This window comes from Bacteroides faecium (assembly GCF_012113595.1).
Lineage (GTDB): Bacteria > Bacteroidota > Bacteroidia > Bacteroidales > Bacteroidaceae > Bacteroides > Bacteroides faecium.
In genome coordinates, this window is the sequence record NZ_CP050831.1 from 749,504 (window position 1) to 768,017 (window position 18,514).

General features: G+C 43.5%; 12 protein-coding genes. 4 read left to right on the top strand and 8 right to left on the bottom strand.

The genetic code is table 11. The features are described from left to right. Positions 1 to 23 precede the first annotated feature (23 nt). Genes BacF7301_RS02960 through BacF7301_RS02975 form a run of 4 tightly spaced genes read left to right on the top strand, consistent with a single transcriptional unit; the run spans position 24 to position 4,340 of the window. On the top strand, positions 24 to 1,541 hold the full coding sequence (locus tag BacF7301_RS02960) for a BACON domain-containing protein (RefSeq protein WP_167960046.1): 1,518 nt from the start codon (positions 24 to 26) through the stop codon (positions 1,539 to 1,541). Between the two features lie 27 nt (positions 1,542 to 1,568). Then, the gene (locus BacF7301_RS02965; RefSeq protein ID WP_167960048.1) at positions 1,569 to 3,032 is read left to right on the top strand and encodes a BACON domain-containing protein; all 1,464 of its coding nucleotides are present in this window, start codon (positions 1,569 to 1,571) and stop codon (positions 3,030 to 3,032) included. A gap of 26 nt (positions 3,033 to 3,058) precedes the next feature. After that, a complete protein-coding gene (locus BacF7301_RS02970; RefSeq protein WP_167960050.1) occupies positions 3,059 to 3,382 on the top strand; it encodes a DUF4971 domain-containing protein in 324 nt (107 codons plus the stop codon). After that, positions 3,351 to 4,340, top strand: coding sequence for a glycosyl hydrolase family 18 protein (locus BacF7301_RS02975; RefSeq protein ID WP_167960052.1), 990 nt, complete (start codon positions 3,351 to 3,353; stop codon positions 4,338 to 4,340). The genes BacF7301_RS02970 and BacF7301_RS02975 overlap by 32 nt, the downstream gene beginning before the upstream one ends. Positions 4,341 to 4,485: 145 nt before the next feature. Here BacF7301_RS02975 and BacF7301_RS02980 read toward each other — a convergent pair whose 3' ends face one another. The 8 genes from BacF7301_RS02980 to BacF7301_RS03015 form a co-directional block, all read right to left on the bottom strand. Continuing rightward, positions 4,486 to 6,510: a retaining alpha-galactosidase gene (locus tag BacF7301_RS02980; protein WP_167960054.1), complete on the bottom strand. Its 2,025-nt coding sequence runs from the start codon at positions 6,508 to 6,510 to the stop codon at positions 4,486 to 4,488. A gap of 156 nt (positions 6,511 to 6,666) precedes the next feature. Beyond that, positions 6,667 to 7,755 carry a hypothetical protein gene (locus BacF7301_RS02985; protein WP_167960056.1) on the bottom strand — a complete coding sequence of 363 codons (1,089 nt, stop codon included), beginning with the start codon at positions 7,753 to 7,755 and terminating at the stop codon, positions 6,667 to 6,669. A 9-nt stretch (positions 7,756 to 7,764) separates the two neighbouring features. Beyond that, positions 7,765 to 9,963: a glycoside hydrolase family 3 N-terminal domain-containing protein gene (locus BacF7301_RS02990; protein ID WP_167960058.1), complete on the bottom strand. Its 2,199-nt coding sequence runs from the start codon at positions 9,961 to 9,963 to the stop codon at positions 7,765 to 7,767. Then, entirely contained in the window at positions 9,960 to 11,462 is a 1,503-nt protein-coding gene (locus BacF7301_RS02995; RefSeq protein WP_167960060.1) for an MGH1-like glycoside hydrolase domain-containing protein, read from the bottom strand. The genes BacF7301_RS02990 and BacF7301_RS02995 overlap by 4 nt, the downstream gene beginning before the upstream one ends. A gap of 219 nt (positions 11,463 to 11,681) precedes the next feature. Continuing rightward, positions 11,682 to 14,528, bottom strand: coding sequence for a DUF8487 domain-containing protein (locus BacF7301_RS03000; protein ID WP_167960062.1), 2,847 nt, complete (start codon positions 14,526 to 14,528; stop codon positions 11,682 to 11,684). A gap of 31 nt (positions 14,529 to 14,559) precedes the next feature. Then, entirely contained in the window at positions 14,560 to 15,648 is a 1,089-nt protein-coding gene (locus BacF7301_RS03005; protein WP_167960064.1) for a hypothetical protein, read from the bottom strand. Positions 15,649 to 15,658: 10 nt separating this feature from the next. After that, positions 15,659 to 16,831: a DUF4198 domain-containing protein gene (locus tag BacF7301_RS03010; RefSeq protein ID WP_167960066.1), complete on the bottom strand. Its 1,173-nt coding sequence runs from the start codon at positions 16,829 to 16,831 to the stop codon at positions 15,659 to 15,661. A gap of 15 nt (positions 16,832 to 16,846) precedes the next feature. Continuing rightward, positions 16,847 to 18,496 (bottom strand): BACON domain-containing protein, encoded by a 1,650-nt coding sequence (locus tag BacF7301_RS03015; protein ID WP_167960068.1) that lies wholly within the window; start codon positions 18,494 to 18,496, stop codon positions 16,847 to 16,849. Positions 18,497 to 18,514 lie beyond the last annotated feature (18 nt).

An 18,514-nucleotide genomic window follows, 5' to 3' on the forward strand; every position in this document is an offset into this window, starting at 1 on the left:
TCAATAATAAAACAATACGCTATATGAAAAAGCTATCATTTTATACAATACTATGCTGCTTGGTAGTGGTATGTACATTCAGCCTGAATTCATGCCAGGAATTCAACATCGACTCCCAAACCGAATACCCACCTCTATTAGAGACTGACGCTCAAGCAGAATATGCCGTATTAGCCAAATCCCCGCATACGATTGTTTTCAATATCAGTTCCAATACTCCCTGGAAGATTGAAAGCAACAAGAATTGGTGCGTACCCAGCCCGGCAATGAGTTCAGCCAGTTCCCTTATCGCCGAAGTCTCTGTCATTACGGAAGAAAATCCGGATGAACAGGAGCGCACGGCTATCCTGACTATCACCGCAGACGGAATGAAGGAAAGCAAAACAATCACTGTCACACAGGCAGCGAAAGGGACTCTGCTCGTACAAGGTTTCGATGACCCGTTCCCGAGTGAAGGCGGTGAGGCTACCTTTACGGTCACTTCCAATAAAGCATGGAAAGTAACCAGTTCCAATCAATGGCTGACGCTTGCAAAAGAAGAGGGAGAAGGCAACGGCGAAAAGGTTACCATTACAGCAACTGCCAAACCCAATACCGGTTTGAAACGTACAGCTACACTGACCATTGCTTCCGACGGATATGAAACAGAAATCACAGCCACACAAAACGGGATTATGCTGGAATTCCCCGCAATGTCAGCAGAAGACGTAATACTTCCATCCAATGCCGGTGAAACGAAATCATTCTCTGTCGCAACCAATCTTGCTCCTGAAAGTTGGAATGTATCCACCGAAGACAATTGGATTAGTGTCAGCAAAAACGCAGCAGGTGACGCAGTAAAAGTAACTACGAAATCAGAGATTTACTTTAAAGACCGTACAGCTATCATCCGTTTGGAAGCCGACAAGACTTTGGGAATTGACCCCGTGGAACTGGAAATCAAACAAAACAGAGGTAGTATCGCATGGCCGGAAAATGCCGTTTATGAGGAAGGTACGGAATCGGGAGTTACAATCACCCAAAGCCGTTTCTACGTAAACAAGCATTATAAATTGGCCACATTTGAGGTTAAGCTCAACGAAGTGAACCTTACCAAAGACGCAATTTTCTTCCAGTATTATAAAGACGAATCAATCCCCGGCTCCCAAGGACCTACAATTAACTGCTGGATGGGAGATAATGACGGTAATGGAAGTTATGATGACCTGAATGATTTTTGTCTAAGAACCAGAGATAACTGGGGAGATAACGGCAACATTAATACTCCGAATAAACTCACCGGACTGGATGTTAATAAACTAAATGCAATGAAAACATTGAAGTTTACAATGATTCCAAATCCGGATACTGAAGGCAATGTCCTCATCAAACTTGATATTGACGGAGTTAATTATGCCAATATCGGGAACCTGAAGAATCCGTTTACAGGTGCAGGAAACAGCTATGCAGGAAATTTTGCCTACTTCGGCTTCTTGAACGGAAAAGCATCCGGCAGTATTGACATTGCCTCTTTAGAGGTTACTCCCATCGCTTTTGAATAATAAACAGAATGATTAAAATTCAGAACTATGAAAGAAAACATAAAACAAATTATGAATTGGCGTACCTTACTAGGTACGCTAATCCTCATCAGCTCATGGTCTGTCCAGTCCTGTAAAGACAACGAACCGATGAAATGGGTAGATTTGCGCTACAAAGCAGCAGACAGTTACACCATTGCCGCTTCCGGTGAAGAAAAAGTATCTATCCAGGTGAAATCAACCGATCCGTGGATCGTTTACAGCAATCACAGTGACTGGTGCACCATTTCACCGAATCAAGGTGAAGCCGATGAACTCTATGATGTACAAATCACCTATAAACCCAATACCTCATTGGACGACCGTATAGATACTATCACTATCAAAAGTGATTACTGGATTGGAAAAGAGGTAGGTATTATACAAAAAGGCATAGCTTACTTAACGCTTGAAAACGCAGACGACCTGCTTCTTGAAAAAGAAGAAACGGCCCGTTCATTCAACGTGAGCTCCAACCAGAACTGGTCGGCAGCAGTCACCGAAGGCGGCGAATGGCTTTCCATACAATCCGGAGAAAGCGGGACACTCGACGGCGTGGTAACACTGAAAGCCTCGGAAAACAAAGGGGAACAACGCTCCGGAACAGTAATCATATATGACCGTCACGGCAAAGAAGCGGCAAACGTTGAATGTACGCAGAAAGGTGTTGTACTTACACCAGCTACTCAAAGCCTACGCGCATTATACAATGATGCGACAGTCACGCTTCATGTAGAATCTAACGGAGAATGGACAATAGAAAAAGAAAATGCAGAGGACGAATGGTATTCATTTACAAAGACTGAGTACAATGGAACGGATGATATAGTAATCAGCTTGCAGGAAAACACCGGCTCGTCCGTACTGAAATCCACTTTCCGAATCTCCAGCAAAGCACAGGCCGGAACCGAGCCTATTGTGAAAGTCATTACCCTGAAACAAGGAAATAAAGCGGAAGCGAAACGTCATTCCTTTGTAGATAGCGAATGGACTATTACTGCCGGCAAACCGGTATTCGCAGATGGCGCAGTAAGCTTCGCTTATGAAGGCACCAACTGCCGCATCTCCCGGGAAGGTATGAAACCGGGAACTTACAAATTCCATATCAGCGCAAGCAGTAATGACGCCCAGTGCCAGCTTTACTTCCTCTACGGAGAAAAAGAGATACGGTGGATGCTCTTCAAAGGAGAAGGTGAGAATGCACGTTGCGGTACTTCCGACGGTGGTATCATACAATATCCATTTGACAACAAGAAGGCCGAATACACCATGGAAATGCATGTTCTGGAAGGTAACCCCAGTGGAAGCATGAAACTGGAATGGCATCTGGACGGAGCAGTATTACGTTCTATACCATCCTATACCGGAGTGGCTTATGGAACCAACGCCCAAATTATTCTGGGAGTAGCCAAAGGAACAGCTACCTACGACTGGTGGGAATACACCGCTCCAATAGAATGGGGAGACGAATAACAATTAATCACTCAAAAAGAAAGAAAATGAAGATATTACTACAAATTATATTTACTCTGATAGCTTCCGTATGTATAAGTTGCAACGACTCGGAAGCAATAGCCGGCAAACCGGAAGCCAGAATCGCACAATTCACATTGCAATGCGGAGATACTTATTATAGAGGGAACATCAATGATGAAAGCAAAGTAATCCGTATCAGCGGCATTACAAGCAGAAAAGCAATCACAGGAGTCAACTATCAATTATCAGGGGGGAGCAAGCATCTCCCCCGATCCCCGGAAAGTGAAGCGTTGGGAAACAGAACAGCAGTTCACCGTGACAAGCAGCGACAATCAGCTAACCTCTGAATATACGGTTCTGCTTCCCGAATTACAGGAAGAGCCGGAGACATCCCCCAAAGTCGTTATCGGCTATCTGCCTGCGCATGACTTTGATTTTGATGCGCAATTTGATAATATTCACTGGGAGTATCTGACACATATCAACGTAAGCTTCGCACATGTGAAATCAGACGGAACATTGAATACGGACAAGGTACCTGTAAACAAACTCCGTCAAATTCGCACAAGAGCAAAGGAACACGGGGTGAAGGTACTGATTTCTCTGAATAAAAGCGATAATGGTGAATTTGCAGCTGCTATCGACAATGCAGAAACAAGAAACGCATTAGTTGCCAATATTGTAAATTTCACTCAGGCAAACCAACTCGACGGATTTGATATTGACTACGAAGATTATAACCACTGGAACACAAACTCACTCGTAGCCTTCGCCAAAGCTTTACACGAAGCCAAAAGTGCTGATATGCTAATGACTTGTGCCGTAATCTGCTGGAAAGACTATACCATTAAATGGCAAGAATACTTTGATTATATCAATATCATGAGCTATGACAGGGTAATGGGAAATTCGTCTACACCAGGACAGCATGCCTCTTACACCGATTTTGTAAGTGATATGAACTACTGGGCAACCAAGTTCCAAGCTCCAAAGTCAAAGATTGTAGGCGGTTTGCCATTCTATGGCTATTCATGGGACAACGATGTCAACAAGGATGAAGTAGGAGCTATCCGCTTTAATGGGATACTTAATCATTTCGGAAAGACTTATGATGTAGAAGAAGTAGCCGATGCTGACCAATTCGGCAAAACATATTATAATGGGCGACCAACTATCCGGAGAAAATGCCAGTATGTAATGGATAATGATTTTGGCGGAGTTATGATCTGGCAACTATTCCAGGATGCGTATCAGGAAGAACTTAAATTAATCAAGGTTGTGGGAGAAGTTATTATGCAAGAGTAAGGAGTGATAGAATGTAGATACACTCTTTATACCCCTCACGCTCTATAAAAGAGTCAGTTCCAACTTAATCAGGCTGCTTTTCATCCATTAGCATAGTCTGACCAAGTTGGAACCAACTCTTTTATCTATTACTTTATTCCTCTAACTAATTTACCCCAGAAGTTTCCTCAACGCTTGTTATCTTCACCACAAAACCACCACCGGGCGCCATGTGTAGTTTCAGCTTCTTATCTGCCGATACACGAATCACTTCCCGCTTATAATCTTTTCCTACACGGTCGGCGTTGATGCCGTCTTTGAATATTTCAGCTTTAAATTCACCTTTTCCCAAGAAAGACAAATCAACTTCAACATCACGTGCATTCCAGTCGGTCAGCCCACCTACATACCAGATGCCGTCTTTCTGGCGAGCCATGACAATATATTCCGCTACCTTTCCGCTAATAGGAAGCGTCTGATCCCATACGGTAGGAATAGAAGCGATAAATTTCGTACATTCTTCTTCTTTCATATAGTTGGTAGGAGCATCACATAGCATATTAATGGGAGAATCGAAGATTGTGTAGAGTGCCAACTGGCGGCAACGGGTTCCCTGGCTCATCGGTTCCGTATATACTGCATGGAAGTTTTTCATAATCACGTTGTTCATCGCTCCCTGTGTATAGTCCATCGGTCCGGCTACCATGCGGATGAAAGGTGCAGTTACATCATATACCACCTGATCCGTACCCGGTTCCGCCCATTTCAGTTCTTCCAGTCCATGAACCCCTTCAAAGTTGATAGTGTTGGGATAAGTACGCTGAAGACCGGTCGGTTTGAATGTACCGTGCAGGTCAATCAAGAGTTTATATTTCGCTCCGGTTTCAGCCGCCTTACGATTGAACTCAACGACGTGCTGGTCGTCACGATCCATAAAGTCAATCTTGAAGCCCTTAATTCCCATAGCTGCATAATGTTTGCATACACGGTCCATATCCTTCTCAAAAGCGCGATAGCCCGCCCATAATATCAAATCCACATGCTTACTTTTCGCATAGCTGACTAGTTCTTCCAAATCAATTTCCGGAATGACCTGAAACAAATCCGCTTTACCCGGAACTGCCCAACCTTCATCCAATATCACATATTCGATGCCGAACCTGGAAGCGAAATCAATGTAATATTTATAAGTCTCATTATTGATTCCTGCACGGAAGTCCACGTCATAGATATTCCAGTCGTTCCACCAATCCCAGGCAACCTTACCCGGTTTAATCCATGAAAAATCGGTGAATTGAGCCGGAGTAGCCAGTTTATAGACCATATCACTGCACAACAGTTCAGTGTCATCCTTTGAAATGACCATTACACGCCAGGGAAAAGCGGTAGCTCCCTCTACCTTGGCAATATAAGGTTCACGGGATTTCACTACGCCTTTGAGCCCGCGTACTTCGTCCACCACTTTCTTAGGATAAGCGGCAAACGTGCCTTCCAAAGAGAAACCGGAATCCCCGTGCTTCACATACATACCCGGATAATCCAATAAATCGGCTTCGGTAATACAGATTTTCTTTTGATTCTTTCCCTCTACCAGAACCGGTAAGAAGGCAATCTGCTCTTTGTCCCATGCGGACAAAGCTGTCTCTACATACGTATTTTGGAAAGAACTGTAAAAAGGATCTTTTTTGCCCTCGTTCATTCTTCCTTTCGGAGAAGCCACGAATAGTTTCGGGTCATTCGGGAAACAGAAAACCGCCTGTTCGCTTTCTACCATAAACGGCTTTTTCAAACTGGAAACAAAACGATAGGCGGCACCGTCTTCGTATGCTCTGAATACCAGGCTATATCCACCCTTAAAGTCAATCGTCAGTTCATTGAACCTGTCTTCGATTGATTTCTTTTTGTAGACAGGCGGGTAAATCGTTTCATTCACCGACCGCCTATTGACTTTCCTGACTTTCGGATTCACGCCGAAAGCTGTTCCGTCCGTCAGTTTCATGGAGACAGGAGAGTGGTCTATCATCACATCCCCTTCGTGGAGAACAGAGTATTCAACATTCTTATCATTTACACTCACATTCACCTGCACCCTACCGGATGCATCCTTCAGTTCATACACTTTTTGCGCACAAACGGTCAAAGGCACGACAGCCATTAGAACCGGCAAAAGTCTTCTCATCATACGTTTCATAAACTAATACTTTTTATATCTTACATTCTTTTTATTTACATCTTAATTGCGTTACGGCTTACGGATAAGGACAAAAGGCGCATATAACAGAAAGAAATTCCTGTTAAGAAAGTATTCAAAAAGCCTTCTTCTGTTTACCTCTGTTACACTGTCCGTTTAGAAATCAATTGTCACCTGATAGGTATCCTTATTCTCAAAGAAAGTTTGTTGCACTTCGTACTCGGGAAGCCAGACATATTTCTTCTCTCCTTTATATTCCGCCTCGAGCAAGAAGGTGAACCAGCGATTGTAAGGCAACTCGTCAGCGTGTAAAGGCGGAGCCGGTTTATCATATAAGCCAGGAACGCCGGTAATCAGATATTCTCCCTTTTTATCCGTCTCATAAGTGCGATAGGGAGTTGCAATCAAGTCATTGAACTTTGCACGCGAACCGTACAAGTTCAATTTCACTCCCTTCTTCTTTTTGCCTTTCACGGTTACAGATACTTGAATATTTTCCGGAAACATCTGCTTGAAAAATCCGGGGAAGTCACGGCCCGGACGTTTGGACTTTGCCGTATAATTAATGATATTAACGGCATAGGGACTCCATTTATACGTCTTATAATGATTGTTCATAACGCAAGAGTCCGGTTCATACTGCAAATTATTCACCGGATTGTTTTTCGCCCGGATTCTGTCGGCATATAAATCCGTCACTCCACGATAGTGTCCGAACTCATGCGCCACTCCTCTATGGAAATAGTCGATTCCGAACAAATCCTCATGTTCCGTTTTACTGCGACTACGGCAAACAACCATACTCAGATTGTCCGCTCCACCGCTACAATACCACCCTTTCGCACTTTCTTCATCATCAAAATCGAGTATGGAATCAATAATCAACAGTACGTCATGGTCTGGAAAGCCTGCGCTCCTCTTATAGACATTCTCCAACTGCCGGGAAGAGCAATCATAGGTCACCTGCCAATCGGGAACATAACGGAAATAATACTTGAGACGTCCTTCTCCGGCCTTATTCCAGAAGTCATTCACTTGCCCGAAGAAAGCATCCAGTTTTTTCTGATAGGCCGCCTTTCCGCCCCAATGCTCTACTCCCGCTTTATCAACGGCAATAAATACCCGATATTCAATCGTATCCAACGGCTGTGGAGCTACCTCTCCCTGCATTGGTTTCGCATCCAGCCCCAAGAAAGAAGGCAGTAATGCAGGAATGAGCAACCATTTTCTCCAGTTGTTTTTCATATTTGTTATTTAGTTAAGTGTGTATTTTATTTCTTGCAGGTCACGGCTATTTCCACCGACCATAAAAGTAAAGTCCCCCTTCTCAACCACAAACTTCATCTGATTATTGTAGAAACCGAGCTGTTCGTCTTTCACATCAAACGTCACCGTCCTGCTTTCGCCCACTTTCAGCTTAATCTTATCAAATCCCTTCAACTCCTTGATAGGACGGGTAATCGAAGCTACTTCATCACGGACATACAACTGGACAACTTCTTCACCTTCATACTTTCCCGTATTCTTCACAGTTACAGCTACACGCGCATAAGTATCTTTTCCATTACCCGGAAGCAGCTTCACATCCGAATAATCGAAAGTGGTATATGACAGACCATAGCCGAACGGATAAGCCGGTTCGGTCGGAATATCAATGTATTTCGCACACCATCCGCCCAATGCGGTAGGACGTCCGGTACTCTTATACTGATAGTACAGAGGAATCTGCCCGTTATGCTGCGGGAAAGTCATCGGGAGTTTCCCTGAAGGATTGTAATCCCCGAACAATACATTACAGATGGCATTGCCGGCTTCGCTTCCCAACCACCAGGTACATAAGATAGCGGGAGCATCCCGGCGCACTTCATTGAAAATGACAGGACGGCCGCACATCATCAGTACAACCACAGGTTTGCCCGTCTTTACGAGTTCGGAAACCAGTTTCTGCTGTTCCGAAGAAATGGAGATATCCCCTTTTGAACGCATCTCTCCACTCTCCCATGCCTGTTCGCCCATCGCTATCACAACTACATCCGACTGGCGGGCAGCAGCCAATGTCTGTTCCAGATTCACGATCTGATTCTTTTTCAAGTCGTATCCGTCATTATAATTGACAGTTACCCCCCGCTTTTCCATTGCCTCATATAAAGTGACTACCTTACTCACCTCGGCACAAGACCATGCGCCACACATATCTTTCTGTGATTTAGCCAACGCACCAACCAAAGCCACTTTCTTAACGGAAGGAGAAAGCGGAAGGACAGCGCCTTCATTCTTCAAAAGTACAACGGAACGTTCGGCCACATAACACGCTTCCTTGCGTGATTCTTCCGAACCGATCACCGTACGTTCTCTTTCCTCATCGCAATAACGGAACGGATCATCAAACAATCCCAGCTTATATTTCTGTTCAAGAATACGTCTGACCGCATCATCCACCAGTTTCACTGATACTTTGCCTTCCTTTATCAGAGTAATCAGATTCTTGGAATAACATTCACTTACCATTTCCATATCCAGGCCGGCTTTTATGCCTTTATAAGCAGCCTCTTTTTCGTCTTTCGCATAACGGTGGTTTATCATTTCGCCTACCGAACCCCAGTCGGAGACTACGAATCCTTTGAATCCCCATTGATTTTTCAGAAGTTCTCTCAACAAGAAGCTACTTCCGGTAGCCGGTTCATTATTAAAATCATTGAATGCACTCATAAATGTGGCGGCACCCGCCTCAGCACCCGCCTTATAAGGCGGCATATAGAAATTGGCGAACTGTCCCATCGACATATCCACGCTATTGTAGTCTTTTCCCGCAGTAGAAGCTCCATATCCCGCAAAATGCTTGATACAAGAAAGAATCGTATTTTCTTTCGACAAATCATCTCCCTGCAAACCGCGTACACGTGCCTTAGCCACCAGTGAGCCATAATAGGGGTCTTCTCCTGCCCCTTCCATAACACGTCCCCAACGGGCATCCCAACTGATATCCACCATCGGAGCAAACGTCCAGTGCAATCCGGCTGCCGACGCTTCCTTCGCCGCACACCTCGAACCTCTTTCTATGGCATCCAAGTCAAAACTTGCAGCCTCAGCCAAAGGCAACGGAAAACCTGTACGGAAACCATGAATAACATCCAACCCGAAAATCAAAGGAATCCGCAGGCGCGATTTCATCGCAGCCTCTTGATATTTGCGGGTATTGGCAGCACCGGACACGTTCAAGAGAGAGCCTATCAAGCCTTTGCTTATGTCTTCCGTACGGCTAACGCGCGTATTATCGGGTCCTGTGGCAAAGCCACCGGAACATTGGCTCAACTGTCCCACCTTCTCTTCCAGTGTCATCTTCTTCATCAGACCGGACACGAAACGGTTCATCTTACTCTCGTCTGTTTGACTTTGCGCCGCACTAGTCAGCACAAAAATCATCATGCACAAATATGCTATCAGTTTCTTCATGGTTTTATAGTAATAATTTGTTCGCCTTCTTTTATTCTATATTTCTTGCCGTTAATCTTCAAGGTATAAGGTTTATTGCTTTTCACCTGCACTTGCTGACCATTGGCTACAATATCAGTTATAGTACTTCCAAACCTAAGATTCCGCAATCCCTGCTCACCCTGACCTTTCTTATGCCATTCAATCAAATCCCGGGTAGCGTCAATATTATAAAAGCCCAATACGTTTTCAATAAAAAGAGAAATCGGCCCCAACGCAGACCAGCCGCAAAAATCATGTCTCACCAACTCCCGTTTATCCTTATACTGCCGTTCGGACGGTCGGGGAGCCGAAGGAGAGTAACATTCCCAAACGGTTGCCGGCTTAAAAGTCCGATAAGTTTCGGACATCTGGGACAACAGTTTATAAGAGTTCTCATAAGCAATATCATAATATCCGTAAGTCTCAAGCGCCTTGGTAGACATATAAGCAAGTGGAAGCCATACGGCGCCCCGCCAATAATCCCCAATCTCATGATTATAGTCCTTGTCACTTCTGGCAACAGACGGCCAAGGATATTTTCCACCAAATTCGTCCGGAGCATCAGCATATTTCACCAAACGTTCCGCTTGTCCCTTATCAGGTATTTCGGCAAGCATCGACCAATACACAGCCGGAGTTCTGACTTTCACAAATGACGTATCTTTCTCGGAAAGGTCGTAATAAAATCCGTCCTTTTCATCCCAGTAGTATTTATTCAACAGGGTTTTATTTTCTTTATACAAGGCTGCAAACTCTTTAGCAATCCGCTTGTCTCCGAGTTCCTTTGCCAGACGTTCGATATACAAAGCCGAAAGAGCCTGTTGTGATACCGCATCCATCCACAACAATTCTCCTTTACGACCTCTGCCACGGGGAGTATTGTCCATACCGCTCTGCACCCAGCCCCACCGATAACCGATGTCACTTTTCTCCAAAGCAATCCGTGCGTGTCTGAAATGCAGCTTAGTCCCGCGTTTCAAAGAGTCAAACCAATAATAGTGGCGTTGCAGGAACTGCTCATCTTTCAACACCTTCCTAATGCGTTCCTTATTCCCCGTCATCTTATAATATTCATATTCCACCCATGAATAGAAAGGCGGGTTATCCGGATGCTGTATTCTGAGTGAAGAAGATTTTTTATTCAAGATTGACTCATAAAAGTTATCCAAGCTCTCTATTCCGGGAAAAACAGCAGGAGCATACCGGCAGAACAAAACCATAAATTCCGTATCCCAAATCCAAATCGTATCATCCCAAAGATTCTCGTCCATATAAGGAGACTGGAATACACCTTCCTGATATTTCACCCTTCCCCAAGCGAGTTCCCATGTTTTCCAATAAAGGTCGACAAAGTGAGGATTCTCCGGGAAAACAGGCTGAGGCAGCAATTCCCTCTTCAGTTCTCCTTTCATGAGTTCCTGCGCGTCCAGTTGAGTAGGAATGAATAATAATAAGATATATACTATTAGTTTGTTCATAACTGGTATTGATTTAAAAGTTGATGTTTACACAAAACCGAATCGTCTTTTCAGCTTTGCATCACAAAGATAGCCGCCCGGTAAATTCATCAAGGCGAATTGCGTACAAAAGGACAATAATATCGTAAACCACCCTCTTTTTTCGGTCTTCCAAACCTTGCAGAGAAGTATGCTTGTCTGTTTTTCGCCTGAACTTATACAATTTTAGCCTTCAAACATCTAGTCGTATGAGATATTATCCAGTACTTTAATTCCTTCCTTTTGTACACCTGCCACAAACAAATTCTTTAAAGACTCTGTTGAAACAGATGTGGCAGGCTTAAATTCCGGAGAGTTCATATATTCCAGCAAACTGGCGTTGAATTGCAACCCTTCGGGAGTATTGCGTGCAGTCTCCAAATCAGCCATGCAGACTAACAGTTTACCGCCACCGACATTCAATTCGAATACCAGGCCCAGTTTATGATTACGCTCAACATTGTCAATCACTTGCACAATAGGACGGTATTCTTCTGGCATATTGTCCAAAATCAGCGGATAACTATTCTTGATTATCGGATACCACTGCCAGTTTGTATGGAAATCCGTTGGGAAGTCCTTGAACAAGGCATGTTCGGGATTAGTCAAGATTCCTAATGTACCCGGCGATGCAGGTTTCTTAATACGGTCACATATACTCTTGAACATACGATAATTCCAATAATCAGTTTGAAAGAGTCCGCCTACTGTTACTTCCTTACAGTCCTCTTTGCCCGGCATCAGCAAAACTTTTCCACCTTGTTTCAGAGCACTCAACACCTCATCCGTTAATTGACGGGCAACGACTATACCCTCCGTATTCAACTGCTTCTTTGCCGGATATATCCATAAAGGATAAGTATTGCGATACGAAGTTCCGGCAATCTTCAAGGATAATTCCGCTTTATATGCTTTTTCAAGATTGGGTAATGTGAGACGAATCGTACCGGCAGTTAGCAATCCCAAACCGGAAGGAACAGGCATTTTACCTTTACCGAGCAACCGCTTTCCTGTTTTCAACTCCCACGACACACTTTTTCCTTTCAATGAGTGTTCTCCGTAATTAGCTATTTCAATATTACCTTCAAAGATTTCCTGTCCGGTCCAGCAGAACTTAGCTGTTGTCAGCAAAGGAACAACCTCGCAACAAAACTCTCTCCATTTCTTCGGTTCAATCAATCCTTTACTGTCCATGAACGCATCCAGGATTCCGACATAAGCCGAACCTTGCCCCGGATAATCCTGCAAATCGAGCAATTGGAAACCTGCCATTCGTTCAGAGCGCAAGTTCATCTCAATATCTGCCCGATAAAGTTCCACAGACCATGCACCGGATGCTTTAAAGAAATCATCAGCCTGTTCCAGCATACCCGCTTTCTTCAATCGGTCACGAAAGACTTCAAAGTTCCAAGGTGCCAATACACCTGTATATTTTTTCATTTCTTCATAATCCGGATAAGTCTGGAACTGCCCCGTTTCATGTCCTATCACCGGAACGGAAGACTTCTCTAAAGCTGCGTCAAAATTCATCACCGAGTTAGGATAAGTATTATTCAGATAACCTCCCTCTGCCGCATCTGCAAAAGAAAAAGATGCACGGGCATGTGTTGAATATCCCTCACCACTACCTACACGGCAGGTTACTAAGAAATCTTCTCCCGGGATATGTCCTTTCGACCCTAAAAAGATATTCGAACCATAAGTATAAAGATGCCTCGGCTCTATCGAACGGAAGCGGTTCACGAAATCTTTCATCACATTAATATCTCCTCCCAACTCATTACCTAAAGCAAAAAGAACGAAGGAAGCATGATTGCTATATTCACGCATGATATTTTCACCGTCTTTCATCAGGAAGTCCATTAGTTCGACTGATTCTTTCTTGAAACCTCCCCAAATAGGTAGTTCCGGTTGCAAATAAACTCCTTCCAAATCAGCAGCTTCAAAACAAGCAGCAGGCGGACACCATGAATGAAAACGACAGTGGTTCAAGCCATACTCTTTACAGATGCTGAAATAACGACGCCATTGTTCCAAGTCCATTGCCGTATATCCGGTCAATGGAAATACACAGGCGTCATGCTTTCCTCTAAGAAAAGTCTTTGCTCCATTGATGGTGAAATGAGTCTGCTCCGCCTTAAAATCACGCAATCCAAAACGGACAGTCCGTTCGTCAATGCCATTGATTTCTGCCTTTAGCTGATACAAAGCCGGTTGAAGATCACTCCAAAGCAATGCTTTACTGCCTAGTTGATAAACAAACTCATATTCCTTACAGCCCTCTTTCAGAGCATATTCCGTAGCCTTTACTTTATGCTTTCTGGAAGAATTAAACGCAGCAGCCGATAGGCGGATTTGTTTTCCGTTGATACCATGCTCTTTCGATAATGTGATTTTCACTTTTACAGAACGGTCTGCCACCGAAGGGAAAGTTTGAATGGATTCTATAAACAACGGATTCATTGCCTGTAACTCTATCCGTCCGATAATACCATTCCAATTGGTCTGGGTAGACTCCGTACAAGCATGTGAACTCGAACGAATCTGTTTAGGAATACTTTTCCCGTTATCAATGCGAATGGTCAGTTTATGTGAACCGGGAGTCAGGAAATGAGTCAAGTCATATTCCTGTGGGGTAGACAAATAATTATTCTTGCCCACTTCCTGACCGTCGATCCATACTGTTGACGGGCGGGTACGTTCCAAGAACAGCACGATATGCTTACCTTTCCAGTCGGCAGGAATCTCTATATTCCTGCTATACCATGCAGCACCCTCGTATTTATAATATCTGGATAAATAAGTTGTTTCCGATTTATTGGTATTGGCAATCCCTTTCTTATTAGAGTCAGTTGTGCCAGGCAAGATTACAGTTTCAGGCAATTGTTTTTTCCACCATTGTGCAAACTCTCCCTTTCCGTCCGGGTCAAGAGCAAATTCCCAGCTTCCACGCAAATCAACGACTTCGCGTAGTCTCTGAGAAGTATTCGCCCATAGTGTCAATCCCGACAACAATAAACAGTAACCAAGTAATGCCAATCTCTTCATAGTACAAGTATTTTTTCTAGTTTATTTCCTGTTAAAAAGCTACATTCACCATATATGTATCGTTACCTGTTTCGAGATGTTCCCTTTGCAGTTCCACATCAGGAAGCCATACATATTTCTTTTGTCCCGCATCATCTATTATTTCCACCAAAAAGCTGAACCAGTAAGAATATGGAAATAAATCCTGCGGTTCTTTCGGGGGAATATTCGGGTCCGTCATATCCGGATGATATAACTTATACAAATCGGTTATTTCAACCATGCCACGTTTATTGGTAGTATAAGTTCTGTACACTTTCGGATATACATCCCGCTTGTTGTATTTGCCACCGGCACGGGTTCCATAGAAATTCACCGTATAGTTGGATTTCGGTTTACCTTTCTTATCAACCTTAATCACCAGCTTGCGCGGGAAAACCTTGTCCGACAAATCCTTGTCCAATGGTTTCATTTTTGCCGTATAATTGAACAGAGCAGAACAATAATCACTCCAAACACGATATCCGGTTCCCATATTACACTTAGGCGGAGTCAATTTCTCATGGCTCACCGGATTATTCTCTGCAGCAATCATATACTGATATAAGTCCGTCGCACCACGGACGTGCCCGTATTCATGTCCCAAATTGCTATATGTTCCCTGATTAGGATAAAGCGCATCCGTAAAAATATTGTGCGCTTCGCGGACATAGCACATCACTACCGATTGTCCGCTGGCTCCACCACCTCCACAGGAAAGCCCTTCATTCTTCGCTCCCAGCGCCAGAAACAACACAAAGTCGTATTTAGACAAATCAAGAGGCCCGAAAGCTTTTCTCTGAAACTCTTTGTATCTGTCCTTATCCCCTTGAATATCATATACACACAATTCATCGGCAGGAACAAAACGGAAATAATAATTAAACTTGTTGGGACTTTCATTCCAGAAACGGGTCGTATTATGAAACATCTTCTGCAAGTTCTTCTTAAAATCCGCTTCTCCGCCATAACGTTCCAGATCTGTTTTGTCCACCCATACTTGTGCACGATATTCAATCGTATCTTTCGCATCCGCACTAAATACATGAGCTGCCCAAACAAGGCAGCTGCATGTTACTACTATATATCTTAAAATACCCATAGAAAACTAATTATATTTGTATTTCAAACACATAAGGCTCTTGTTGTCCTCCGTTCAGATATTCGGGAACGATGTCCAAGTCCGACAACCATACACACTTCGTCTGACCTCCGTCCAATTCCACTTCTACCACAAAACAATACCAACGGGAGAATGGGAACTCGTCAACAGGACTCTTGGGTGGCAGATTCGGAGTATTATTGTAATCGGGAATAAACATCCGGTATATGTCGTTAATCGTTAATTCACCGTTCGCATCAGTTTTTTTCTTCATGTAAGGCGAATTTCCAGGTGCTGCATATATATCCCTGAAAGACGCACGTGATCCCCAGAAATTTACCGTAGCGCGTTGTACCGGCTTACCATCTTTAGTCACCCGGACCAACATCTGCTTAGGATATGTACTTCTGGTCATATCAGAAGTAAGCTGCTTATATTGTGCATTGTGATTAAATACCGCCGAGCAGTAATCACTCCATTCCTGATAACCTGTCCCCATGTTACATTTAGGATAATCATATGCAACATGGCTGATCGGATTATTTTCAGCCGGGATCATATACTGATATAAATCCTGTGCACCGCGAACATGACCATATTCATGCCCCAAATCGCTATATGTACCCTTTTCCGGCCATTTTTTGGCAAAAATATCATGGCTTCCTTCAAAATAAGACTGTACTACCGACTGTTTACTTGCTCCGCCACCGCCACAAGAAAGTCCGCCTTCACCCTTAGGACAATTCAAAGCCAAGAAAAGAACAAAGTCATACTTTTCGGTATTCAAAGTACCGTATGCTTTATTTTTATACACATTATATTGTTCCTTGGTTTTCACACCACTGCCTATTTCATAAATGACCAAATTGTCGTCTCCTTCACCCACAACCCATTCAAAACGGTAATCAAACTTATTGGTACTTTCATTCCAGAAAGTAGTGGTATTACGGAATAGTGCCTCCAGATTCTGTCTGAACAGACGCTCACCACCATACAACTCTTCCATATCATTTTTCTCCACCCATACTTGCGCACGATAGGTAATCGTTTCTCCAACTTGAGGCTTATCCTGCGGTTTTTCAGTGATAAGTCCCGGATTGGTTATGTCGATTTCGAGATCACATGCAGCCAATGTAAACAGGCTGCACGCTATTAATGCATATTTCTTTAAATACTTTATCATAACTCAATAATTTTATTATTCTACATTTGACCGATCCGCAACAAAGACTTCATCCAGACAAAGAGAGCCACTCCAGAATGTTTCATACATTGATATACGGACATATCGCTTCTGAATTCTCTCATCAGCCAATTTAGACCAATGAACAATTCCCTCATAATGAGCATCATACCAATTACTATTATTGGATTGTTCAGGATTCAAATAATATATATCTTCTTTCTTGAAACCATTCCCTGTTACTTTTTCTACTACAGTCTCCCAACCACTTTCCAAATTATCACTAACCTCAATCATTATGGTTTGAGGAGCCGGAGCTGTCCATTGTAATCTCGGCATCAATCCGAAAGAGTCATATCCACGAGGATTCTCTCCTAGATCAAAAGTAAAGCTGACCGGATTACTATCCGTACCGGACTTCACCTCAATATGCGTATTCTTCGAACCTTGGTATGTAGCCCCTGCTTCAGCCTTATTCGCCGGCCAAAAATCATCAAACAGTTTAAAATAGCTGGCTACATTACTGGCACTACCTGTCCCCTCGCCACTATAGGCAGCCAAGCTCCACAAAGCCTTGCTTAATACAATACCATATCCCTGTATACACTGCTTAAAAGGAATTCTCACTTCCGCACCGGTTTTCTTGTTCTTTATAACCACATCAGAGCGACGCTCCTTGTTAGTACTCACGTTTGCCAATACTTTCGCATATACTTTGCCTTCTTCCTGAGACAACTCCAACCACATATTACTGCCATTTAACTCCAAATCCGCAGGATTAATATTTTCACAAGTGGCAACCCAAATTTTATCATTTGCATCTGCGGCTACAATGAATTCGCTCTCTTGTTGACAGAACTCCTCATTCCAAACAATTCTTTCGACTCCATACTGCACAATCTTAACACTCTTTCCGGATGTTATATCTCCGGCAGTAGCAGTAAAATTAACCAATGCTTCACGGTAGATATTCCCTGTGTTTTCTTTGATTGTCAAAGCCAGAGTTTTAACTCCCGATTCCGACGACGGTGCTACCGAAGTCTCCGTAAAAACGACCCAATCTACAACTTCTTCATCAGGATAAGTGATATCTATGCTTGGAGTAGCCGTTCCCTGATAAGTCAAGATATTGAGTTGTCGCTCGCCTTCTTCCGTAAAATCTTTAGGCAATGTCACATAAAAAGCCCCTTCAGCGTTCTTTGTAACAAAGACATCATCCGGGAAACTTGCCTCATCAATCGTACCGACAATCAAGAGTTCCTCTACATTTCCCTGAACCACCGTGATTGTTTTCTTCACTGGAATCTCTCCTTTGGTGGAAATCACTACAGAAGCCTTGCGGTCTTTAGCTGTCTTATTATCAGCAATAGCCAATGACAACGAAGCAGAGCCATTGCCCCCTTCTGCCGAAGGAGTTATCCATTCTTCGTCCTCAGTCGTCATATAAGAAACCTCCACTCCCCAAACCTTATCAGTCTGGATTTCCAACTTCACGGAACCTTTATATTCAGTAGGGAGAGTCACTTTCCAATGTCCGTCTCCTGCCTCTTCCAAAGTTTCGTTGCAAGATACAGTCAGCGCATCGGGTGTCCAGTCCACCTCTTTCTCATCATTACAAGCCTGCAAACAAAGCAGACACGATAGTAATAAAAATATGTTTCTCATAAATATTTTATTTTAATC